Here is a 22,282-nt window from a genome sequence, read left to right on the forward strand (position 1 = left end):
TTTCATGTGCATTCTAAGTCTTTTTTATACTCAATGAAAATCAAAGAGCAAACGAAGAGTATTAATAAAATCTAACTACCAAATAACCCCTTTATAGGCTAGCAAAATGATAGCTAATATCGGAACATAAAAGGCAAGGAAGAGCCATTTCATTTTAACACAAAGAGCTACGTACTCCCGAATAAAAGCAGACGGTATGTAGTAGCCTGCTGTCCTACATCCGAGTCCATCTCCCTTCATATTCAACTTACGAGCATAAGTACTAGTTCTAAAGACATGATAGTCATTTGTAACAAAGAGGAAACACGGATTTTCAACTAATTGTTCTCCAATTTCTTTTGAAAACAATAAATTTTCATAGGTTGTTCTGGACTTGTCTTCAAGAAGAACAGATTCCTTGCTGACATCTGTCTCTTCTAAAATATAGTTATAAATGGCCTGCGCTTCAGAAATTTTTTCATCTGCTCCTTGACCACCACTGGCAATAATTTTTATGTTAGAATTCTTAGACTTGTGGTAAGCTTCTACTGCCTTATCAATTCTCCTCTTTAGCAAAGGTGTTACCTTTTCTCCGCCTAATAAACCAGCACCGTGAATGATAATAAAATCATAATGCTTCTTCTTAGGAATAAAGAGATATAAAATAGAGTACAACATAAAACCCACGAAAGCAAAACCAAAAATAAAGTAAGAATAAACGATTAATACAAATAAAATGTTTAGAAAGTGATGTGTATAAAATAATTCATTTCGATCTCCTAATCGAAATGAAATCAAGGGAAAAAATACCAAAATGACTATTCCAAAAAGCGTTGAGAGATAATTGGCTTTTGAACGTCCCTCTCGCTTCAGCAGGATAACACCATTATAGATTAGAAAGATACCACTCAAAAAAATCAGAAACGGGAGTAAAACAAAGGCAACTACATAAAAAGCTAACTGAACATTCTCATACCCATTTTTATAAAAAAGGTGGGATAGAGAAATATAACTTGAAATGAGGGATAATAAAAATAATACTGGATTCCACAAACTTCTGTTATCTTTCCAAAATGACACTATAAAGGCTAATACAATTCCTATAACGAGATACATTTCTTCCTCCTTTAATAACTACATTTTATCATAATTATCCGGTGTAAAAAAGGGGGCATCCATCCCTCTTACTCCTTCATTTGACTCTCTGCGTCAGCCACGACTTGCTCTAGACTGGTCTGACCAAGTTCAGCCTCCATCGCCAACTGAATTCTCTCCAATTTTTGATCCAAAACATCATGAATATGAGCTCCTACAGGGCAATTTGGATTTGGATTGTCATGAAAACTGAAGAGTTGACCAGTCTTTCCAAGACACTCAACCGCTTGATAAACATCTAAAAGACTAATGTCCTTGAGATTCTTAACAATCTCTGTCCCACCTGTTCCACGCGCTACTGAAATCAGCTCTGCCTTCTTCAACTGGGACAAGGTCTTTCTGATAATGACAGGATTGACCCCGACACTAGCAGCCAGAAAATCACTGGTCACCTTGCTTTCCTGCCCCTTGAGAGCAATAATTATCAGCATATGAGTCGCAATGGTAAATCTACTTGGAATTTGCATCCTCTTCTCCTTTTTACGAGGCTCCCCTGCCTCTACTCTTCTTTTTCTTTTATTATACCCTTTTTAGTTGTAATGTCAATCATTACCACCTTTTAACCAGGCATCTAATTCCCTATCATAGCCCTCTTTCTGGGCCAATTCTCTCAAAAATTCCTGATGATGAGTATGGTGGATACCATTGACCAGACTTTCATAATAAACCTCAAAATAGGGAAGTTTAAGATCTTTAGCCAGCTGCAATTCAGCTGCCACATCGTAGTCCACCCGTCGGAAGTCCATATCTACCAAACCCTTGTCATCAAACTCCAAAATCATATACTGGGCCCGTAAGTCCTTCCGTAACTGGGCATCTAGAAAGAAAGGTTGCCCAATCGAACCCGGATTGACAATCAATTGTCCACCAGTCCCATAACGAAGCAACTGCTGGTGAATATGACCATAAACAGCAATATCACAAGGCGGATTGGTCACCAAGCGGTCAAAGTCCTCTTGTGCTCCAGTATGAATCAACTCACGCCCCCAATTCTTATCAGGCAAATGGTGGCTAATTCCCACCGTCAAATCCCCAAACTGACGATGAATCTGGAGCGGTTGATTGTGGAGCAGTTCAATTTCTTCTAGGGAGATTTCCTCTAAAACATACTGGCACTGGCGCAAGAGATAGCGTTGACTGGGACGAGTACTATCCAATTCCTTGCGGACACCATGCCAAAGACTGTCTTCCCAGTTTCCCAAAACTCTAGCCGTAATCGGTAATTGAGCCAACAAGTCCAAAATCCTTCTACGCCCTGTCCCTGGCATGAGAATGTCTCCCAAAAGCCAGTATTCATCCACTCCTAGCTGCCGAGCATCTGCCAAAACAGCCTCCAAGGCGGTGGTATTTCCATGAATATCTGAAAGAAGAGCTATTTTCGTCATATCCATCTCCTCGTTTTTTCTCTTGCAATAAGTATAACATAAAAAGTCACAGCTAGAGAAATCTAGCTTTTTTTGATATACTAGATAAAGATATTAGACAAGAGGATACGAATGACCCCGAATAAAGAAGATTATCTAAAATGTATTTATGAAATCGGCATAGACCTGCATAAAATTACCAACAAGGAAATTGCTGCCCGCATGCAAGTCTCTCCCCCTGCCGTAACTGAAATGATTAAACGGATGAAGAGTGAAAATCTCATCCTCAAGGACAAGGAATGCGGTTATCTACTGACTGATCTCGGACTCAAACTGGTCTCTGAGCTCTATCGTAAGCACCGCTTGATTGAAGTTTTTCTAGTCCATCATTTAGACTATACGAGCGACCAGATTCATGAAGAAGCTGAGGTCTTGGAACATACTGTCTCTGACCTGTTCGTGGAAAGACTGGATAAACTACTAGGATTTCCCAAAACTTGTCCCCACGGAGGAACTATTCCTGCCAAGGGAGAACTCCTAGTTGAAATCAATAACCTGCCACTAGCTGACATCAAGGAAGCTGGCACCTACCGCCTGACTCGTGTGCACGATAGTTTTGACATTCTCAATTATTTGGATAAGCACTCACTTCACATCGGTGATTCGCTCCAAGTCAAGCAGTTTGATGGCTTCAGCAACACCTTCACTATCCTCAGTAAAAACGAGGATTTACAAGTAAGTATGGACATTGCCAAACAACTCTATGTCGAAAAAATCAACTAATTTCTCAAGTAGCCTACCAACCCTGAAAGTTTTATTTTCAGGGTTTTATTTCTAACATTTGATTTTACTCTCATTTAGTTGTAGAATGTTTGTAAAAAACAAGAAAGATAGTTTAACCTATGAAGAAATCACTAAAAATTTTTGCTACATCCAAATGGTTTGACCTCTTTGGAGTTGCTCTGGTCGTTGGGATTGCGATTGCATCTGGTTACCTCAACTCCCGTCTTGATAAATTCGTAGACTGGGGACCATGGACAGCTCTTGTTCCCTTTGGATTGATTTCCGTAACCAACGTTGGGATTTCCATGTTGTCCACTCGTTTCACGGGGAAATTAAGCAAATGGGGAAATTACTTTGGTATTGTTAATACCATTTTGTCCGGTGCTATTGATTATATCCTTGGAAATAAGGCGGCCATCATTACCTATCCCGTCACCTTCCTCATTTATACCTTTGCTATTAAGAAATGGGAAGCTTCGCAAGAAGGCAGACCCAACCAAATGAGCCAAAAACAGGTAAAATTGGCGGCCATCATCATTTCCATCATCGCCTTCCTCTTTGCCTTTGTGACAAACTTTATCGGCTATGGAGGAAAGATGAATCTCCTTGCCTATGTAACAACCATTGCCTTTGCACTCTCACTCATTGCCAATGCTTTTAACGCATTGAAACTAACAACTCAGTGGGGCTTTTGGTTGATTTACAATTTCGTTCAGCTGACAAAAGCTGGTATTCAAGGAAATTTTGCCAATATCGGAAAATATATCTTTTATATCCTCAATGCAATCGGAGCTTTATTTGTCTGGAATGATGAAGAGGTGGAACAATAAGAAGGAAATCAAATAAAGAAATCTAACAGAATCTCCTTACTAAAATTTTTTATCATTTTAGTTGTAACTCCCATTCTTTTGGAGTAGAATGAAAATAGATAAAAGAAGGAGGTCTTGTCATGAAAAAACTCTTTAGAATCCATTTTACAGCAATTGCAGTTATCGATTTGCTACTATTCGCATTTTTTAGCAAAAGACCCGAGACATCTTCGGAGTGGCTCTTGCTCTCTGGTTTTATTTTCCTCCTTGCTCAGAGTCTACTACTATTTCGCTTGGTTGTCCGACTCAAACATCAATTCGCTGAGATTTATCCTCAAATCAATAAAAAGATTCGCTTCTACTATTTATGGGTTATCTCCATTGATTTTCTATTTTTTGTCCTTTTAACTTTCGTTAGTTCTCAGCGTTTTTCCTCTCTTATGCCAATCATCACTGCTTGTCATTCTACTTTATATTATATGACAGCTAACTACTTAAGAGAAAACTATCAAGACTTTTACGATAAACACATCTCTTTATGGGAGTGTCTCTAAGAAAAAGGAGGTTTTGGCATGAAAAAAATCATCCATATCAGAACCATTCAACTCCTTATCATCGATGGAATTATGCTGATATTTTTGACATTTAAAGCGGGGCTTACTTGGGACTGGATTTTGATTTATAGCGGTTGGATCATTTTCTTTCATCCTGTTCTATTGACCTATCTTTCTAACCAACTTTGTGACCACTTTAGTCAACTCTATTCCCAGATTAGACCAAGATTCTGGCGTTTTGCCTTACAAATCCTTCTATGGGATATCCTGATGATTCTCTCCTTGATATGTTTGAGTGGTGTGCCACTTTTCCTTCAGGGAACTCTCCTCATCCTAGGCCACCTCATCCCTTCCTATCGCATGAGTAAAATCCTGAAACAAGGCTTCCCAAAAGCCTATCAGAAATCGATTTCATTTTGGAGTATTTTGTAATAGATGAGAAAAACCAAGCCGTCTGGGCTTGGTCTTTCTTATCTATTTTTAGTATCAAGGATAATAGTGACTGGTCCGTCATTGACCAGCTCAACCTGCATATCCGCTCCAAAAATGCCTGTCTGAACGGGCACTTCTTGCGCTAATTTTTGATTGAAGGCATCATAGAAGTCTGATGCCATATCAGGCTTGGCTGCACCTGTAAAGGCTGGACGATTGCCTTTCTTAGTATCCGCAAAGAGAGTAAACTGAGAAATAGAGAGGATTTCTCCTCCAATATCTTTGACAGACAGGTTCATCTTGCCTTCTACGTCTGAAAAAATCCGCATGTTGATAAGCTTTCTCACAGCATAGTCCAAATCTTCCTCTCGGTCCTCTGGTCCAACACCAACCAGCAATAGGAGCCCCTGATTGATTTTTCCCTGAACCTGACCTTCTATACTCACTTGGGCTTTTGTAACCCTTTGGATAATGATTTTCATAATAGCCTTTCTAGTAAGAGCTAGGGCAATTAACCGTTAGTCCGTTTGACAGAGTAAACTTCTGGCACACTCTTAATCTTGTCCACGACCGTGGTCAATGTAGAGAGGTTGGCAATACCGAAGGACACATGGATATTAGCAAACTTCATATCCTTGGTTGGTTGGGCATTGACCGTTGAAATATTCTTGGTTGTGTTTGAAAGAACTTGCAGTACATCGTTCAATAATCCTGTACGGTTGAGACCATAGATATCGATATGGGCCATATACTCCTTATTTGAGTTTGAGTACTGGTCTTCCCATTCCACATCAAGGAGACGTTGCTCGTAGTTTTCTTGGGCGCGCAGGTTCATACAGTCCACACGGTGAATAGCCACACCACGGCCCTTGGTAATGTAGCCGACAATATCGTCACCAGGTACAGGGTTACAACACTTTGCAATCCGCACTAGGAGACCTGAGGCACCTTCAATGACCACACCACCCTCATGCTTGACCTTGAGGGTTTCTTTATTTTCAACCTTGACTTCGCCACCTTTGACAAGCTCTTCTGCTTCAGCCTTGGCCTTGGCACGCTCTTCTTCACGACGTTCCTTTTCAGTCAGACGGTTAAAGACGGTAATAGCACCGATTTCGCCAAAACCAATAGCCGCAAAGAGGGACTCTTCTGTCTTATAGCTGGTCTTTTGCAGAACTTGGTCCATATGGCGCTTGTCCATGAATTTATTGGCCACATAGCCATTTTCTTGGAACTGGGCCATCAACATCTCACGACCCTTGTTGACAGACAATTCCTTATCTTGGTTTTTAAAAAACTGACGAATCTTATTGCGCGCCTTGCTGGTCTTAACCATGTTGAGCCAGTCACGGCTTGGCCCAAAGGAGTTAGGGTTGGTGACAATTTCAACCTGATCCCCTGTCTTGAGCTTGGTTGTCAGTGGAACCATACGACCATTGACCTTGGCACCAGTCGCTTTTTCACCAACTTTTGTATGGATTTCATAGGCAAAGTCAATCGGTCCTGAATCTTTTGGAAGTGAACGGACAGCTCCATCTGGGGTAAAGACGTAAATTTCCTCAGCCAGATAGTTTTCCTTAACTGAATCGACAAATTCCTTAGCATCATCAGCCTGGTCTTGGAGCTCCATCATCTCCTTGATCCAGTTCATCCCAATAGCTGATTCCTTGCTGTTAACCTGCCCCTTAATACCTTTCTTATAAGCCCAGTGAGCCGCAACCCCGTACTCAGCCACCTCATGCATGGCCTTGGTTCGAATCTGGAATTCAATCGGTCCTTTTGGCCCATAAACAGTCGTATGGATAGACTGGTAACCATTAGCCTTACGATTAGCAATATAGTCTTTAAAGCGACCTGGCATCGGTTTCCAAAGCTCATGCACATAACCAAGCATGGCATAAACATCACTTTGGGTATCTAAAATACAGCGAATAGCAATCAGGTCATAGATTTCCTCAAAACGTTTTCTCTTATCCTGCATTTTGCGGAAAATCGAGTAAATATGCTTGGGACGACCGTAAATCTTTCCATTTAGATGACGATCTGTCGTATATTCCTCTAATTTTGTGACCACCTCATCCACCAAGGCTTCACGCTCTCTGCGTTTTTCCTTCATCATATGGGTAATCTTGTAAAACTCCGTTGGATTGAGATAACGGAATGATAGGTCTTCCAATTCCCATTTGACACTGGAAATCCCCAAACGATGGGCAAGCGGGGCATAAATTTCCATGGTTTCTTTGGAAATACGCTCCTGCTTGTCTTTTCGAAGATGTTTCAGGGTCCGCATATTGTGCAAACGGTCAGACAGTTTGACCAAGATAACGCGGATATCCTCAGACATGGCCATGAGCATCTTGCGGTGGTTTTCAGCCAATTGCTCTTCGTGAGACTTGTATTTAACTTTACCAAGCTTGGTAACCCCATCTACGATTACCCGCACATCAGGACCAAACTCTCTTTCCAAATCGTCCAAGGTCGCATCAGTATCTTCCACCACATCATGCAAGAAACCACAAGCTACTGTTACAGCATCCAACTTGAGCTTAGCTAAAATACCTGCCACTTGGATGGGGTGAATGATATAAGGCTCACCTGATTTGCGATATTGACCACTATGGCATTCAACGGCGTAAACCAAGGCCTTATGGACAAAAGCCACATCTTCTTCCGATAAATATTTCTGTGTTAAAGCGACAACTTCATCGCCTGTTAAATTCACTTCTTTTGGCATCTCTACTCTCCAATTCTTCCTACCATTTTATCACTTTTTTAAGAATATGAAAACTAGAAAAAGAGGATTCTGAAGCTATTCAATTTGTTGGAACGTATGATAGAATAAGATTCAAACTTAAAAAATAAAATTATCTGATTTTCATCTAACTTTTTTGAAATATAGTCTACGCTAAAAGTTAGTGAAATGAAAATACATTCTTCTTTTTTCAACAAGAAAAGGTTTGATATTTTGGTAATTTTCTAACCTTTTTAGTGTATAATGGTAATATAAACAGTTTTTTTACGATAATTACTGAAATTTCATCTCTCTAGAAAGGCATCTCATATGAAATCACACAAAGGACTGACACTTGTAGCTTTGGCTTTTCTTGGACTAACAAACCAAGTCGTTTTGGCTGATGAAACAAGTCACTCTACTACTAACCCTATGACTAGTTCAACTAGTAGCTCAATAAATACTTCCACTAGTCATTCTACTAACAGTTCTACAAATACTTCTGATAGTAGTTTTCAAGCTAGTACTGAAACTTCGTTGAGCACAGCTAGTTCAAGTGAACAAGAAACCAAGCCATCTCTTTCGACAGAAACTAAACCCAATCAACCTATACAAACTGGCTGGGTAAAAGAGGGGAACAAGTGGACTTTTTATAGTCAAACTGGGGTCAAATTTACAGATACTCTCTATGATGGTTATTTCTTTGATAGTCATGGCTACTTGCTTGAAAACACTTGGTACCAAATGGGAAATAATTGGTACTATATCAATGGTTCAGGTAAATATTTAGCCAACCAATGGAGTCAAATCAATGGTAAGTGGTATGCTTTTGATGACTACGGTAGAATGCTGGCCAATGTCTGGAAAGGCGATTACTACCTCAAATCCAGTGGTGCTATGGCAGATAAGGAATGGGTCTACGACCAAAGCTACTCTAGTTGGTTTTACCTCAAATCTGGCGGACGCTATGCCCAAAAACAATGGATTGGTTCCTACTACCTCAAATCTGGTGGCTACATGGCCCACAAAGAATGGATCTACGACCCAGACTATCAAGCTTGGTACTATCTTAAGGACGATGGTGTGTATGTTACAGGTACCTATACCGTGGACGGTAAAAACCAGCTCTTCCAAGGGGATGGAAAATGGGTCCGTGAGTTAACACAAGGTTTTCAAAAAGGACACTACTCTAAAACTATCTTTCTCGATCCAGGTCACGGTGGTAAGGACCGCGGGGCTTATTACTATGGCATAGCTGAAAAAGAATTGAACCTACAAGTTTATCGTAAGCTACGTAAACGACTAGAAGGACTCGGCTATACCGTTCTCACCTCTCGAGATAGTGATATAGACGTTGATTTTATTACCGAGCGTTCTCGTATGGTCAACAAGACCAATGCTGACTTTTTCATCAGCCTTCATTTCAATGCAAAAGGGAATGATACAACCGTTAATCTGGGTATCCAGACCTATTCTTACAAGGATGAACCTGGTTTCCCCAGCAAGATTAACAAGGATTGGCACAACAATCCTGAACGGATGAGTGAAAGTAATCGTCTCGCAGCCGATATCCATTCTTCACTGCTAGCTGAAACTGGAGCTAGAGATGCTGGGCTCTTGCAAGCAACATTTGCTGTTCTCCGTGAAACAGCTAAACCAGCTGTTTTGCTAGAGATGGGATATATGGATAATCCAGAAGAAAACCAAAAAATCCGCAGCAGTGACTACCAAGATAAACTAGTTGAAGGGATTATCAAGGGAATCCAAAAATATTATGCTGGAAATTAAAGCAGTTTAAGCCTCGAACTAACTCGAGGCTTATTTTTTATCCAAACCATCTTCTTTCTAGATCTATTTCCTTTTCCAGCTTATTCTCCCCAACTGTGCTATACTTAATTTATACTCAATGAAAATCAAAGAGCAAACTAGAAAACTAGCCGCAGACTGCTCAAAGCACTGCTTTGAGGTTGCAGATAAAGTTGACGCAGTTTGAAGAGATTTTCGAAGAGTATTAGTACATTCTTTGAGATTGGAGCTAGTATGAAAATCCATAAAACCGTGAATCCTGTTGCCTATGAAAATACCTATTACCTAGAAGGCGAAAAGCACCTCATCGTTGTCGATCCTGGTAGCGATTGGGACGCTATTCGTCAGACAATAGAGAACATCAACAAACCGATCTGCGCTATTCTCCTTACCCACGCCCATTATGACCATATCATGAGTCTGGACTTAGTTCGCGAAACTTTTGGCAATCCTCCTGTCTATATCGCAGAGAGCGAAGCTAGCTGGCTCTATACTCCTATCGATAACCTCTCTGGTCTCCCTCGTCATGATGATATGACAGATGTGATCGCAGAACCTGCTGAACACACCTTTGTCTTTCATAAGGAATATCAACTGGAGGAATTTCGTTTCACTGTCTTGCCAACACCAGGGCACTCTATCGGCGGTGTTTCTATCGTCTTTCCTGGTGCTCACCTAGTTTTGACAGGAGATGCCCTATTCCGTGAAACTATTGGACGAACCGACCTTCCAACTGGTAGTACGGAGCAACTCCTCCATAGTATCCAGACCCAACTCTTCACCCTACCAAACTATGATGTCTATCCAGGGCATGGTCCAGCTACGACCATCGCCCATGAAAAGACCTTTAATCCTTTTTTCTAGTAAAATGATGACAATGTCTATCGCATTTTAAGTACACTATCCAGCAAGTCTTTCCACTATAAAAGGCATCCAGTCAAGGTTTTCACACCTGATTGGATGCCTTTTTTCTGATGACTTGATTTTTTGCATTACCAAATAATCACGCGATCCTCTGGCGAACGCCACATACCATCTCCTTCTTTGACATCATAGGTTGTAAAGAAATCATCGAAGTTTGGTACTTGTACATTGACACGGAGTTTGGCTGGTGCGTGCACATCGACGCTAGCCAAAAGTTTCATAAATTCTGGACGACCTTTCATGCGCCAGATACGACCGAAGTTGTAGAAGAATTCTTCTGCTGAGAAGTCTGGTTCTCTCTTAGCTGCTTCAAGCGCTGCAGCGATTCCTCCCAAGTCAGCCACGTTTTCTGATACAGTCAATTTACCGTTGATGGTTGCTCCATAAGAATCCTGTCCATCAAACTGGTCAATGACTTTTTGTGTTTTCTCCTTGAAGGCAGCATAGTCGCTCTCTGTCCACCAATCCTTTAGGCTACCATTTTCATCAAAGGAAGCTCCGTTGGTATCAAAGGCGTGGGAAATTTCATGGGCAATAACCGCCCCAATACCCCCGTAGTTAGCAGAAGATGACTGATGCAAGTCATAGAAAGGTGCTTGTAAAATAGCTGCTGGGAAGACGATCAGGTTCTTCTGTGGATTGTAGTAAGCATTGACCATATGAGCAGGCATGCCCCATTCCTTGTAGTCTACAGGCTGGTTCCACTTGCTCCAACTGTGCTTGATTTCCACACGCGCAAAGGCAAGAGCATTATCAAAAAGACTAGCATTTTCATCCACTACCTTGTCCTTGTAGCGTTCTGGCAATTCTTCTGGGTAACCGATGTAAGGCTTGATAACATTGAGTTTGACAATGGCCTTGTCACGAGTTTCAGGAGTCAGCCAGTCATTCTTAGCCAAGCGTTCCTTATAAACATCAATCATAGTCGCTACTTTTTTCTCCACATCTGCTTTAGCTTCTGGAGAGAATTTTTCGTGGGCATACCATAGGCCTAAAGCTTGCTTGAAAGGACCTTGTGCCAGCTGGTAGGCTGCCTTGACCTTGTCTTTGGCTTCTGGAACTCCTGAAAGCGCACGGCTATAGGCACCTGACAAGACACGAATTTCTTCTGTTAAATAGCTGGTTGAGAGATTCACAACACTTAAAATTAAGGTTGCCTTGAGGATAGGCCATGCTTCTTCACTATAGAATTGGTCTGCTGCTTGCCAGAAACGTTCCTCGTCTACGATAACCTTGTCTGGTACTTGTCCAAGAACGACTTGGAAGAAGTCATCCAAAGGTAGGGCAGGCGCAAATTTCTTGAAATCTTCGTAAGCATATGGATGGTAGAGTTTAGCATATTCTGAACTTTCTTCATTAGAAAGCACCACTGCCGCAACTCGGCGGTCTAGTTCTAATCTCTTCTCTAACAAATCTTCAATTTCTTCATCAGAGAAATCATAAGCCTTGAGAAGATTTGCACTGCTTTCTTTCCAAAGAGTCAAGAGCTCTTCGCGTTGAGGATGGTCTTCTGCATAGTAGGTTGTATCTGGCAAGATAGTGCTTGGAGCACTGGCCCATAGAACATTGATTCTGGCATCCATGAAGTCTGGTGATACACCAAAAGGAAGGAAGTTTGGTTTGCCAGCAAGTTCAAACTCTGCTAATTTAGCAGTGAAATCTGCAAAAGTCTCTAATTCTTGGAATTCTTTAAGAAGAGATAAAACAGGTGTGATACCGTCAGCTTCTCTCTTGTCAAAATCACGAACTAGGCGGTGGTATTTGACAAAATTTGCCAAGATAGCATCCTCTGGAACATCTTGACCTGCCAACCACTTATCTGTAGTCGTAAGCATAAGTTCTTCAATTTCCTGATCTAAATCAACAAAACCTCCTGTTTGAGACTTATCTGCTGGGATTTCAGCTGTCTGTTGCCATTCTCCATTGATTGCATCATAAAAATCATCTTGATAACGTGTCATCTTGTTCTCGCTTTCATTTTTTAAGTTATTGCTAGCTTAACAAAAATTGCTTGGGAATGCAATTAAAAATGGACTTTCCTTTTTCATCATTTTCAGTTATTATTTTAAATTTTTCAAAAATTAACTTGACTTAATTTTTTTTTTAAGGTATATTAAGAGTAAGGAGGAATACAAGTTTATGATACGTATCGAAAACCTCAGTGTCTCCTACAAAGAAACGTTGGCACTTAAGGATATTTCACTAGTGCTCCAAGGACCAACAATTACCGGAATCATTGGTCCAAACGGCGCCGGAAAATCAACATTATTAAAAGGTATGCTGGGAATTATCCCACATCAAGGTCAGGCATTTCTCGATGACAAGGAAGTTAAAAAATCCTTACACCGAATTGCCTATGTCGAACAAAAAATCAATATCGACTACAACTTTCCCATCAAGGTCAAGGAATGTGTCTCGCTAGGACTATTTCCTTCTATTCCTCTCTTTCGCAGTTTAAATGCTAAACATTGGAAAAAAGTAGAGGAAGCCCTTGAAATCGTCGGCCTAGCTGACTACGCTGAACGTCAAATCAGTCAACTGTCTGGAGGTCAATTCCAGCGGGTCTTGATTGCCAGATGTTTGGTGCAGGAAGCCGATTATATCCTCTTGGATGAACCCTTTGTTGGGATTGACTCTGTCAGTGAGGAAATCATCATGAATACGCTGAGAGATTTGAAAAAAGCTGGTAAGACGGTTCTCATCGTTCACCACGACCTCAGCAAGGTTTCCCACTACTTCGATCAAGTCTTACTTGTCAATCGAGAAGTGATTGCCTTTGGTCCAACCAAAGAAACCTTTACCGAAGCCAATCTCAAAGAAGCTTACGGTAATCGACTCTTTTTCAATGGAGGTGACCTATGATTGCAGAATTTATCGATGGATTGCAAAAATTCCATTTCCTACAAAATGCCTTGATAACAGCTATTGTCGTCGGGGTCGTAGCTGGAGCTGTGGGATGTTTCATCATTCTACGTGGGATGTCACTCATGGGAGATGCTATTTCACATGCTGTCTTACCAGGTGTAGCCCTCTCCTTCATCTTAGGCGTTGACTTCTTTATCGGAGCCATTGTCTTTGGATTGCTAGCTGCTATCATCATTACCTACATCAAGGGGAACTCGATTATCAAAAGCGATACCGCCATCGGCATTACCTTTTCTTCTTTCTTAGCCCTCGGTATCATCTTGATTAGTGTCGCTAAAAGTTCAACTGACCTTTTCCATATCCTTTTTGGTAATATTCTAGCCGTCCAAGATACGGATATGTTTATCACTATGGGCGTAGGGGCGGTCATTCTCTTGTTAATCTGGATTTTCTTCAAGCAACTCTTGATAACTTCCTTTGATGAACTTCTGGCTAAAGCCATGGGAATGCCTGTCAATTTCTATCACTACCTCCTCATGATACTCCTGACTCTCGTGTCTGTGACAGCCATGCAAAGTGTTGGAACTATCCTGATTGTAGCCATGCTGATTACCCCAGCTGCAACTGCTTATCTGTATGCTAATAGCCTGAAAAGTATGATTTTCCTTTCCTCAACCTTTGGAGCTACAGCTTCAGTTTTGGGACTCTTTATTGGCTATAGTTTAAACTTAGCAGCTGGTTCTAGCATCGTACTTACAGCTGCTAGCTTCTTCTTAATCAGTTTCTTTATCTCTCCTAAACAACGATATTTGAAACTGAAAAATAAACATTTGTTAAAATAAGGGGCAAAACCCCAATAAATTGGAGGATCTAATGAAAAAATTAGGTACATTACTCGTTCTCTTTCTTTCCGTTATTGCTCTTGTAGCATGTGCTAGCGGAAAAAAAGATGCAGCTTCTGGTCAAAAACTAAAAGTTGTTGCTACAAACTCAATCATCGCTGATATTACTAAAAATATTGCTGGTGACAAGATTGATCTTCACAGTATCGTTCCGATTGGACAAGACCCACACGAATACGAACCACTCCCTGAAGATGTTAAGAAAACTTCTGAGGCTGACCTCATTTTCTATAACGGTATCAACCTTGAAACAGGTGGCAATGCTTGGTTTAGCAAATTGGTAGAAAATGCTAAGAAAACTGAAAACAAAGACTACTTTGCAGTCAGCGAAGGCGTTGATGTTATCTACCTTGAAGGAAAAAATGAAAAAGGTAAAGAAGACCCACACGCTTGGCTTAACCTTGAAAATGGAATTATCTTTGCTAAAAATATCGCCAAACAATTGAGCGCTAAAGATCCTAACAACAAGGAATTCTATGAAAAAAATCTCAAAGAATATACTGATAAGTTAGACAAACTTGATAAAGAAAGTAAGGATAAATTTAATAACATCCCTGCTGAAAAGAAACTCATTGTAACCAGCGAAGGAGCATTCAAATACTTCTCTAAAGCCTATGGTGTCCCAAGTGCCTACATCTGGGAAATCAATACTGAAGAAGAAGGAACACCTGAACAAATCAAGACCTTGGTTGAAAAACTTCGCCAAACAAAAGTTCCATCACTCTTTGTAGAATCAAGTGTAGATGACCGTCCAATGAAGACTGTCTCACAAGATACAAATATCCCAATCTACGCACAAATCTTTACTGACTCTATCGCAGAACAAGGTAAAGAAGGCGACAGCTACTACAACATGATGAAATACAACCTTGACAAGATTGCTGAAGGATTGGCAAAATAATCTAGATATTAGTTTATCTATTACTAGGTTCTTGTCTCTCTTTACATTACTTCTAATATTAGCTTTGTTAGTTCTATCTCTAGCTAAAAAAAGCCTTTATAAGAATAAAGATTTCTTAAATCAGTACGAACGAAGTGAGTTTTTACCAGATATTTCTCACTGTAGTGGTATCCTAGATAAGAACTTTGATCTTATCTAGGACGGAATTTTTGAGACCTAAGGCTCAAAAATTAGGGATGAAATTCCGAAGGAAGTTGCTCCCGTCCGCACTACCTTCGAGAAATATCAAATAGATAAAAAATCTGAAAAACGTCATTCTCACATGAGCTGGCGTTTTTTCTATGCAAACATTTCCGGTCAAATCATTGGAAAATTCCGACTGTTTCAGCTAAAATGGAAGAAAAAAGATTGGAGTATCTTATGGTAACTTTTCTCGGAAATCCTGTGAGCTTTACAGGTAAACAACTACAAGTCGGCGACAAGGCACTTGATTTTTCACTCACTACAACAGACCTTTCTAAAAAATCTCTGGCTGATTTTGATGGTAAGAAAAAAGTCTTGAGTGTCGTGCCTTCTATCGATACAGGTATCTGCTCAACTCAAACGCGTCGCTTTAATGAAGAACTGGCTGGACTGGACAACACGGTCGTCTTGACTGTTTCTATGGACCTACCATTTGCCCAAAAACGTTGGTGTGGTGCTGAAGGTATTGAAAATGCCATCATGCTCTCAGACTATTTCGACCATTCCTTTGGACGTGATTATGCTCTCTTAATCAATGAGTGGCACCTATTGGCACGCGCAGTCTTTATCCTCGACACTGACAATACGATTCGCTACGTTGAATACGTGGATAATATCAACTCTGAACCAAACTTCGAAGCCGCAATTGCAGCTGCTAAAGCCCTATAGAAAAAATCCTCTGTCACAAAGAGTTACCTACTCTTTGAAACGGAGGATTTTTTGTTTACGAGTAAATATAAGTTCAATCAGATAAAAACAACTACCTTACTCTACAGATTTCAAGGCTTCAAGCATATCAACCTTTCTCAGATGATGATTGACAAAGAAACCAAGTACGGTCAAAATGGTGCTTACTGCTACCACTGGGATTACATAGACTTCCCAGCCTACCTGCGGATAAAAGAGAATAGTCGCAGGCGAAATCATTTGAATCAAAAATTGGTGTAAATAGAAACCAGCTGCTAGACCAAGGACAATTCCCACAAGGGACAGCACAATCGTCTCACGGTAAATGTAGAGAGTGACTTCATTATTATGAAAACCGAGAACCTTGATAGTGGAGAGTTCACGGATTCTCTCAGCTACGTTGATATTGGTCAGATTGTAGAGGATCACAATAGCCAACAGAACCGATACGATGACCAAGATAGTCATGGTCTGATTGAGTGAGCTGGCGACGGAGTCAAAGAGTCGAATGGCTGAAGCATTTTGGACAACGCTGGATACCGCAGATTGATTCATAAGTAAGCCGGCCTGTCTTTCGATACTAGGAGCACTGGTATCCCTTAGACTAACCAGATAAGTGTTGGCTTGGGGTAGCTGGCCGTAAATTTGCTCATAGCTAGCATGACTCATATAAATAAAGTGACCAACGTAGTTCTCAGTAATAGCAGCGACCTTTAGTTCCTTACCTTCAATTTCTAGAGTCTGACCAACTTTGACACCGGCCAGCTGGGCGAGTTTAGCTGTAATGACAACTCCATCTTTTAATGTCAACTCTTGCTGATGATGTTGCAGATGAATAAAGGGAGTCAAATCCTCCTTCTCTGTCATCATAAGGGTAATGGTCTGAAGACCAGCCTTACCTTTGAAATCCTTGTCTAGCGTTTTAGAATAGATTTTCTGGTAGGCTTTGATGTCCTGCACTTTCAACACTTCTTCTAGATTTGCCTTGTCTTGATTGGTCGCACTCGGGTTTTCAGAGACAATCATCTGATACTGTTGGATTTGTTGAAACTGTCTAGACGGAACTCCTGCTACAGAGGATTGGATTCCCAAACCTGCAAAGAGCAGAGCGACTGAACCTGCCACACCAAAGATCGTCATCAACATCCGCTGCTTATAACGTAAGATATTGCGAGCAGTTACCTTATGAGTAAAACTGAGACGGCGCCAGATAAAACTGATGCGCTCTAGTAAGATTTTAGCTCCTTTAACAGGAGGTTTAGGCAGTAAAAGCTGGGCTGCTTCGTCATGAAGTTCTCTACGAGCTACCAAGTAAGCTGGTAACACACTCGCCAACCAACTCAAGACAAGAGCCAGTAAGCTATAGGTCCAATAGAACTGAATCTGGGTTTCTCCCACCACCATGCCTTTTGTGATAACACTTGAAATCACACCGGCTAGTAAATAATGTCCAAGTATGCTACCTAGAGCTGTTCCGACAGTTCCAGCTACTAAACCGTAGAGGAGAAACTTGGCAATAATATCCTTGCTACGATAACCCAAGGCCTTAAAAATACCTGCATGTGTTCTCTCTTCATCCACAAAGCGAGTCATGGTTGTAAAGGTCACCATAGCTGCTACGGCATAAAGCACTACAGGAAAGATATTGCCCACTGCCCGAATACTGGCTGAAGCATTACTGTACATGAGGTAGCCTTGACCGCCAGGCATGGTCTGACGATTATATACTTGATACTTGGGCTCAGCTAAATCATCCAAGACTTGCTGATGTTTTTCTAATTTTTCCTTTTCTTGGGCTAAATTTTGTTCAGCCTGCTTTAGTTTGTCCTCTTCCTTGCTCAATTCCTGCTTAGCTTGGGTAAGTTGAGCACTAGCCTGCTCTCTCTGAGCTTGTGGAAGCAAGGCTAGTTGACTTTCCTGAGCCTGTAAACGAGTTTGAGCAGCTGCTAAACGACGCTTGCCTTCTTGCAGATTAGTCTCAGCCTTGTCAAGGGTCTCTTGGCCTTTGTCTAAAGACTCTTGGCCTTCTTTTTTCAAGAGTTGCAGACGTGACTTGCCATTATCTGACAAAGCTTGTTCAAGGTCTTCCTGATGTTGCTTGGATTTTTCTTCATAAGCTGATGAAAAGGCATTTAAACCTGACAAATCTTGATATTTCAAACGAGCTATATTATAGACTTTCTGATCAAACTGACTAGGTAAAATCACTCCATAGGCTGTCAGAGTCCCACTTCCACTTCCTGCGTAGCCCATATCTCGCTGGGAGAGGATTTCAGCCGAATCCACAAAACCAGTAATGGTATACCTATGGTCTTTTAAAGAGGAATGACTGTTTTCTTTTTCTTTAAAACTAATCTCCTGTCCCACGCTATATTGACTCTGCAGATGACTGGCCAAAGCGATTTCCTGGTCTGACTGAGGAAGTCGTCCCTCTCTTAGCTGAAAGGTTGAAATTCGCTCTGGTTTGGAGTACAGCCGAATGGCATCCTGCCCATTCTCCATAGTCACATCTGTCAAATATCCAAACTCAACCTCTGCGCCCTCTATCTGTTCTAGTTCTTCTTGATCTGTTTGATCCAAACCATAATTAGACATAACTGCCAAATCCAAGGTTTGAGCAGTTGTTAAATAAGCATTAGCTGTCGCCTCCATGTTGGGGCTAGTCACTTTGAGGCCTACTAGGGCTAGAGACCCTAACATCATCAAGGTTAAGATGGATAAAAAACGCCCCTTGGAGCCTGTGAAAGACTGAATTAAGTCCTTCCAATAGGTTTTTCGCTTGATCATGCTAGTACTCCAATGTATCAATATCCTGAGGATGCTGGTTGAGCACCACATCCTTGACACTGGCATCGTGCATATGAATCACACGATCAGCAATGGGCGCCAAAGCTCCATTATGAGTCACGATGATAACAGTCGCTCCCTTTTGATGAGACATGTCTTGGAGAATCTTCAAGACTTGCTTGCCCGTCTGATAATCCAAGGCTCCTGTTGGTTCATCACAAAGGAGAATTTTAGGATTTTTGGCTACTGCGCGTGCAATGGAGACTCGCTGTTGCTCCCCTCCAGAAAGCTGGGCTGGAAAGTTATTGAGACGATGAGCCAGACCTACATCTGTCAAGACCTGTTCAGGATTCAAGGCATCTGTCACGATTTCTGAAGCCAACTCCACATTTTCCTTAGCGGTTAGATTGGAAACTAGATTATAAAACTGAAAAACAAAGCCTACATCATTGCGGCGGTAATTGGTTCTCTGGTAGGAACTATAATCTGCAATATTGGCACCATCAATCCAGATTTCCCCTTCATCATTGGTATCCATTCCCCCAAGAAGGTTAAGAACCGTTGACTTACCTGCACCAGATGCACCTAGAATGATAACCAATTCACCCTTTTCAATCTCAAAATTCACATCACGATTGGCCACAATCTCCGTGTCCCCAACCTGATAACGCTTGTAACAGTGTTTCATCTTTATATAAGCCATCAGACCCACCCTCTCTCAAACAAATTACTTCCTATTACCATTATAACGCTTTTTCAACTAGTTGGAAACTGCTTACATTCTCAAATCCTTATTAAAAGGCAGTCTCAACTCCTGCCTTCTAATACTCAATGAAAATCAAAGAGCAAACTAGGAAGCTAGCCGCAAGCTGTACTTGAGTACGGTAAGGCGACGCTGACGTGGTTTGAATTTTATTTTAGAAGAGTATAGTATCTTCTTAAAAATAAAATTGAACCAGATCACCTTCTGCTGTTGCCACCGAAATACAATCTTTCCCCATGCATTTCGCTTTTATTTTTTCTTGATTCACTTCAATCACACTTTTTTCAATACCTGGATAAGAAGCTCGCAATTCTCCCCCACTTCTTGATAAAATGGTCAACTGTAAGAGTTTTTTATCCGCCCACCTCATGCTAACTTCAAAATGTCCACGTGCCATTAAGCCTGAAACGGAACCTGTTGACCATGCATCGGGTAGGGCGGCTAGAGGTACCAGATAAGCTGTATGAGACTGGAGCAACATTTCTGCCATGCCACCAGTAGCACCAAAATTACCATCTATCTGAAAAGGAGGATGACTACACCAAAGATTTGACAAGGTAGATGACTTTAACTGCTCTGCTAATAATTTATGGGCTCGATTGCCATCTCCTAGACGCGCCCAAAGATTGATCTTATTGGCCTTAGACCAACCTGTGCCGCCATCTCCACGATCATTGAGGCTAGCACGCGCCGCTTCAAGATACTCTTGTCCCTTGTAGCTAAAGAGAGTTCCAGGATAGAGTCCCACTAGATGGGAAGTGTGCCGATGCTGAGCCTCCACTTTCTCATTTTGAAAATGCTGCTCTTCCTCCTCATACCACTCCCTGATTCGACTAGATTGAGTGATTTGAAGAGGATTAAGCAAGTCAAACTTCTCCTTGACCTCAGTCAACAAAGCCTCATCCAGTCCCAATTCCTGAGCAGCCTGAATAAAATCATGAAATAACTGCCAAATTAGAGATTGGTCATAGGTATTGCCAATCGAAATCGGCCCATGTTCTGGCGAATAAGACGGAGAAGAGACCCAACGCTGCGCCTGCTGATCCTTATGTAAAAAGGCATTCCAAAAACGAACTGTTTCCCTCAACATGGGATAAATTTTCTCCCTGAGATAGTCTTGATCCCTATAAAATGAATAGGCTTCATAAACAGTTTGCATCATCCAAGCATTGGCAGCTGGTGACCACCCCCAGTAATAATCCCAACCAGGTGCCGTCCAGCCAAAAGGAGTAGCTTGAGTATGAACCAACCAACCGTTCTCCTCACCTTCCTGAGAGACGATTCCTGCATACCTTGCAACCGCTAGACGACCATAGACACGCAAATCATCGATATAGTTGATGACTGGAAAAGCCGTCTCTAGAAGATTAGTAACATAGGCTAGCCAATAATTCATCTGCAGGTTGATATTCAAGTGATAGTCCGAATTCCAAGGAGGATTGTCGACCGCATTCCAGACTCCTTGCAAGTTAGCTGGTAGGGCATCTGGGCAATCTCTAGAAGAACTAATCAATAAGTACCGTCCATACTGGAAGAACAGCTCCTCCAAAGCCTGCCCCTCTTGTGGCTTATAATTTCTTAGCAACTTATCTGTAGTGGATGCATCAACATCAGCTCCCAAATCCAATTGAACACGTTGGAATAAGGCTTGGTAATCCTGAATATGCCTTGATTTCAATTTGGCATGGCCCTTTTCTTTAGCTATCTCCACCAAGTCCTTAACCTGTTTCTCTAAATCTATTTTCTTGCGATAATTGCTAGCAGGATTTTGGGCAAAGTCTGTCTTAGCAGCCAAGAAAAGATTGGCATAACTGGCTCCTGATATCTGAACCTTATCTACCCAAACTCTAATATCCCCATCTGTTTGCCAAGCTAAACAGCTAGCAAACTGCAGGCCATTGTCCTTAACCCTCCCCTTCATCAAGATATGAGAATCAGTAATATCCAACTTGCATTCCTTGTAATCAGATTTTTCCTGTTCATACTTTCCATCAGAAGCCAAATCACGACTTAGCGACAGTTCTATAGTAAAATCTAGAGTTTCCGCCCCTTCCTTAGTAAAGCGCTGAACCAAGAGATCATCTGGAAAACTGGCAAAGGATTCACGTTCAAATCTCGTTCCCTTATAGGCATAAGAAGTCGTCGCCAGTGCCTTACTAATATTCAGCTGTCTATGGTAATCCGTCACCTGAGACAAAGTCGTACCTTGCTGACTAAACTCAATGAAAATATCTCCAAAGGACAGATAGGTCCCATATTGACTCGTTTGGGGCCCAACTAGGTGCTGTTCAGCCAGTTCCTTAGCCCGATTGTAATCTCTCTTTTCCAAAGCCTGCCGAATCTCAGCTAAAAAACCATACTGGTCCTGAAGATTTCCACCCTGATAATCGGAACTATCAGGAAGTGGACCTCCAGACCAGAGACTTTTTTCATTAAATTGAATCCGCTCAGCCCCTATAAGCCCAAAGACTTTAGCTCCTAAAGAACCATTGCCTATCGGTAAAGCTTCTTCTTCCCAACCCTTATATGTTGTTGACGCTGGTTGCTTATAGGCCAATACATAATCTTGTTTTTTATTCCTTATCATACTACCATAC

At 41.4% G+C, this 22,282-nt stretch carries 19 protein-coding genes; 10 read left to right on the forward strand and 9 right to left on the reverse strand.

All coding sequences use genetic code 11. The features are described from left to right. Positions 1-75 precede the first annotated feature (75 nt). From FQT24_RS05135 to FQT24_RS05145, 3 genes are all read right to left on the reverse strand, one after another. Entirely contained in the window at positions 76-1,095 is a 1,020-nt protein-coding gene (locus tag FQT24_RS05135) for a YdcF family protein (protein ID WP_143952383.1), read from the reverse strand. 68 nt (positions 1,096-1,163) lie between these two features. Further along, positions 1,164-1,601, reverse strand: coding sequence for an Rrf2 family transcriptional regulator (locus tag FQT24_RS05140; protein WP_143952384.1), 438 nt, complete (start codon positions 1,599-1,601; stop codon positions 1,164-1,166). A 75-nt stretch (positions 1,602-1,676) separates the two neighbouring features. After that, positions 1,677-2,519: a metallophosphoesterase family protein gene (locus FQT24_RS05145; protein WP_185952546.1), complete on the reverse strand. Its 843-nt coding sequence runs from the start codon at positions 2,517-2,519 to the stop codon at positions 1,677-1,679. A gap of 111 nt (positions 2,520-2,630) precedes the next feature. Between FQT24_RS05145 and FQT24_RS05150 the strand changes: the two genes are divergently transcribed. The 4 genes from FQT24_RS05150 to FQT24_RS05165 all read left to right on the forward strand — a co-directional run bounded on the left by FQT24_RS05150 (position 2,631) and on the right by FQT24_RS05165 (position 5,076). After that, positions 2,631-3,281: a metal-dependent transcriptional regulator gene (locus FQT24_RS05150; protein WP_033686832.1), complete on the forward strand. Its 651-nt coding sequence runs from the start codon at positions 2,631-2,633 to the stop codon at positions 3,279-3,281. A gap of 119 nt (positions 3,282-3,400) precedes the next feature. Further along, positions 3,401-4,111, forward strand: a complete 711-nt coding sequence (locus tag FQT24_RS05155; RefSeq protein WP_185952547.1) for a nicotinamide mononucleotide transporter — start codon at positions 3,401-3,403, stop codon at positions 4,109-4,111. Positions 4,112-4,230: 119 nt separating this feature from the next. Next, complete coding sequence (locus FQT24_RS05160; RefSeq protein WP_143952385.1) at positions 4,231-4,644, forward strand: hypothetical protein; 414 nt, start codon at positions 4,231-4,233, stop codon at positions 4,642-4,644. 18 nt (positions 4,645-4,662) lie between these two features. Further along, positions 4,663-5,076, forward strand: coding sequence for a hypothetical protein (locus FQT24_RS05165; RefSeq protein ID WP_143952386.1), 414 nt, complete (start codon positions 4,663-4,665; stop codon positions 5,074-5,076). Between the two features lie 38 nt (positions 5,077-5,114). On the opposite strand, the gene dtd is transcribed toward FQT24_RS05165, so the two are convergent. Continuing rightward, positions 5,115-5,558: a D-aminoacyl-tRNA deacylase gene (dtd, locus tag FQT24_RS05170; protein ID WP_143952387.1), complete on the reverse strand. Its 444-nt coding sequence runs from the start codon at positions 5,556-5,558 to the stop codon at positions 5,115-5,117. Positions 5,559-5,587: 29 nt separating this feature from the next. Beyond that, complete coding sequence (locus FQT24_RS05175) at positions 5,588-7,810, reverse strand: RelA/SpoT family protein (protein ID WP_143952388.1); 2,223 nt, start codon at positions 7,808-7,810, stop codon at positions 5,588-5,590. A 327-nt stretch (positions 7,811-8,137) separates the two neighbouring features. Between FQT24_RS05175 and FQT24_RS05180 the strand changes: the two genes are divergently transcribed. Further along, positions 8,138-9,595 carry an N-acetylmuramoyl-L-alanine amidase gene (locus FQT24_RS05180; protein ID WP_143952389.1) on the forward strand — a complete coding sequence of 486 codons (1,458 nt, stop codon included), beginning with the start codon at positions 8,138-8,140 and terminating at the stop codon, positions 9,593-9,595. 252 nt (positions 9,596-9,847) lie between these two features. Then, positions 9,848-10,477 carry an MBL fold metallo-hydrolase gene (locus tag FQT24_RS05185; protein ID WP_000690841.1) on the forward strand — a complete coding sequence of 210 codons (630 nt, stop codon included), beginning with the start codon at positions 9,848-9,850 and terminating at the stop codon, positions 10,475-10,477. A gap of 128 nt (positions 10,478-10,605) precedes the next feature. Here FQT24_RS05185 and pepO read toward each other — a convergent pair whose 3' ends face one another. After that, positions 10,606-12,498 (reverse strand): endopeptidase PepO, encoded by a 1,893-nt coding sequence (pepO, locus tag FQT24_RS05190; protein ID WP_143952391.1) that lies wholly within the window; start codon positions 12,496-12,498, stop codon positions 10,606-10,608. A 178-nt stretch (positions 12,499-12,676) separates the two neighbouring features. Between pepO and FQT24_RS05195 the strand changes: the two genes are divergently transcribed. The 4 genes from FQT24_RS05195 to tpx all read left to right on the forward strand — a co-directional run bounded on the left by FQT24_RS05195 (position 12,677) and on the right by tpx (position 16,117). After that, a complete protein-coding gene (locus tag FQT24_RS05195) occupies positions 12,677-13,399 on the forward strand; it encodes a metal ABC transporter ATP-binding protein (protein WP_000619162.1) in 723 nt (240 codons plus the stop codon). Next, positions 13,396-14,244 (forward strand): metal ABC transporter permease, encoded by an 849-nt coding sequence (locus FQT24_RS05200; protein ID WP_000559791.1) that lies wholly within the window; start codon positions 13,396-13,398, stop codon positions 14,242-14,244. The genes FQT24_RS05195 and FQT24_RS05200 overlap by 4 nt, the downstream gene beginning before the upstream one ends. A 31-nt stretch (positions 14,245-14,275) precedes the next feature. Then, positions 14,276-15,205 carry a metal ABC transporter substrate-binding lipoprotein/adhesin PsaA gene (gene psaA / locus FQT24_RS05205; RefSeq protein WP_000733069.1) on the forward strand — a complete coding sequence of 310 codons (930 nt, stop codon included), beginning with the start codon at positions 14,276-14,278 and terminating at the stop codon, positions 15,203-15,205. Between the two features lie 420 nt (positions 15,206-15,625). Then, positions 15,626-16,117, forward strand: coding sequence for a thiol peroxidase (gene tpx, locus FQT24_RS05210; RefSeq protein ID WP_143952392.1), 492 nt, complete (start codon positions 15,626-15,628; stop codon positions 16,115-16,117). 96 nt (positions 16,118-16,213) lie between these two features. Here tpx and FQT24_RS05215 read toward each other — a convergent pair whose 3' ends face one another. From FQT24_RS05215 to FQT24_RS05230, 3 genes are all read right to left on the reverse strand, one after another. Continuing rightward, a complete protein-coding gene (locus tag FQT24_RS05215) occupies positions 16,214-18,922 on the reverse strand; it encodes an ABC transporter permease (RefSeq protein ID WP_143952393.1) in 2,709 nt (902 codons plus the stop codon). Position 18,923: 1 nt separating this feature from the next. Beyond that, on the reverse strand, positions 18,924-19,625 hold the full coding sequence (locus tag FQT24_RS05220; protein WP_143952394.1) for an ABC transporter ATP-binding protein: 702 nt from the start codon (positions 19,623-19,625) through the stop codon (positions 18,924-18,926). A 235-nt stretch (positions 19,626-19,860) separates the two neighbouring features. After that, on the reverse strand, positions 19,861-22,272 hold the full coding sequence (locus FQT24_RS05230; protein ID WP_143952395.1) for a glycoside hydrolase family 95 protein: 2,412 nt from the start codon (positions 22,270-22,272) through the stop codon (positions 19,861-19,863). Between the last annotated feature and the right edge of the window lie 10 nt (positions 22,273-22,282).

It is taken from the genome of Streptococcus mitis (genome assembly GCF_901542415.1).
Taxonomy (GTDB): domain Bacteria; phylum Bacillota; class Bacilli; order Lactobacillales; family Streptococcaceae; genus Streptococcus; species Streptococcus mitis_BL.

Excerpts from the sequence above, each read along its gene's own strand:
- FQT24_RS05175 (WP_143952388.1), bottom strand. The coding sequence starts at position 7,810 with ATGCCAAAAGAAGTGAATTTAACAGGCGATGAAGTTGTCGCTTTAACA.
- FQT24_RS05200 (WP_000559791.1), top strand. The coding sequence starts at position 13,396 with ATGATTGCAGAATTTATCGATGGATTGCAAAAATTCCATTTCCTACAA.
- FQT24_RS05215 (WP_143952393.1), bottom strand. The coding sequence starts at position 18,922 with ATGATCAAGCGAAAAACCTATTGGAAGGACTTAATTCAGTCTTTCACA.
- FQT24_RS05165 (WP_143952386.1), top strand. The coding sequence starts at position 4,663 with ATGAAAAAAATCATCCATATCAGAACCATTCAACTCCTTATCATCGAT.
- FQT24_RS05145 (WP_185952546.1), bottom strand. The coding sequence starts at position 2,519 with ATGACGAAAATAGCTCTTCTTTCAGATATTCATGGAAATACCACCGCC.
- FQT24_RS05155 (WP_185952547.1), top strand. The coding sequence starts at position 3,401 with ATGAAGAAATCACTAAAAATTTTTGCTACATCCAAATGGTTTGACCTC.
- psaA (WP_000733069.1), top strand. The coding sequence starts at position 14,276 with ATGAAAAAATTAGGTACATTACTCGTTCTCTTTCTTTCCGTTATTGCT.
- FQT24_RS05135 (WP_143952383.1), bottom strand. The coding sequence starts at position 1,095 with ATGTATCTCGTTATAGGAATTGTATTAGCCTTTATAGTGTCATTTTGG.
- FQT24_RS05140 (WP_143952384.1), bottom strand. The coding sequence starts at position 1,601 with ATGCAAATTCCAAGTAGATTTACCATTGCGACTCATATGCTGATAATT.
- tpx (WP_143952392.1), top strand. The coding sequence starts at position 15,626 with ATGGTAACTTTTCTCGGAAATCCTGTGAGCTTTACAGGTAAACAACTA.
- dtd (WP_143952387.1), bottom strand. The coding sequence starts at position 5,558 with ATGAAAATCATTATCCAAAGGGTTACAAAAGCCCAAGTGAGTATAGAA.
- FQT24_RS05150 (WP_033686832.1), top strand. The coding sequence starts at position 2,631 with ATGACCCCGAATAAAGAAGATTATCTAAAATGTATTTATGAAATCGGC.
- FQT24_RS05160 (WP_143952385.1), top strand. The coding sequence starts at position 4,231 with ATGAAAAAACTCTTTAGAATCCATTTTACAGCAATTGCAGTTATCGAT.
- FQT24_RS05230 (WP_143952395.1), bottom strand. The coding sequence starts at position 22,272 with ATGATAAGGAATAAAAAACAAGATTATGTATTGGCCTATAAGCAACCA.
- FQT24_RS05185 (WP_000690841.1), top strand. The coding sequence starts at position 9,848 with ATGAAAATCCATAAAACCGTGAATCCTGTTGCCTATGAAAATACCTAT.
- FQT24_RS05180 (WP_143952389.1), top strand. The coding sequence starts at position 8,138 with ATGAAATCACACAAAGGACTGACACTTGTAGCTTTGGCTTTTCTTGGA.
- FQT24_RS05195 (WP_000619162.1), top strand. The coding sequence starts at position 12,677 with ATGATACGTATCGAAAACCTCAGTGTCTCCTACAAAGAAACGTTGGCA.
- FQT24_RS05220 (WP_143952394.1), bottom strand. The coding sequence starts at position 19,625 with ATGGCTTATATAAAGATGAAACACTGTTACAAGCGTTATCAGGTTGGG.
- pepO (WP_143952391.1), bottom strand. The coding sequence starts at position 12,498 with ATGACACGTTATCAAGATGATTTTTATGATGCAATCAATGGAGAATGG.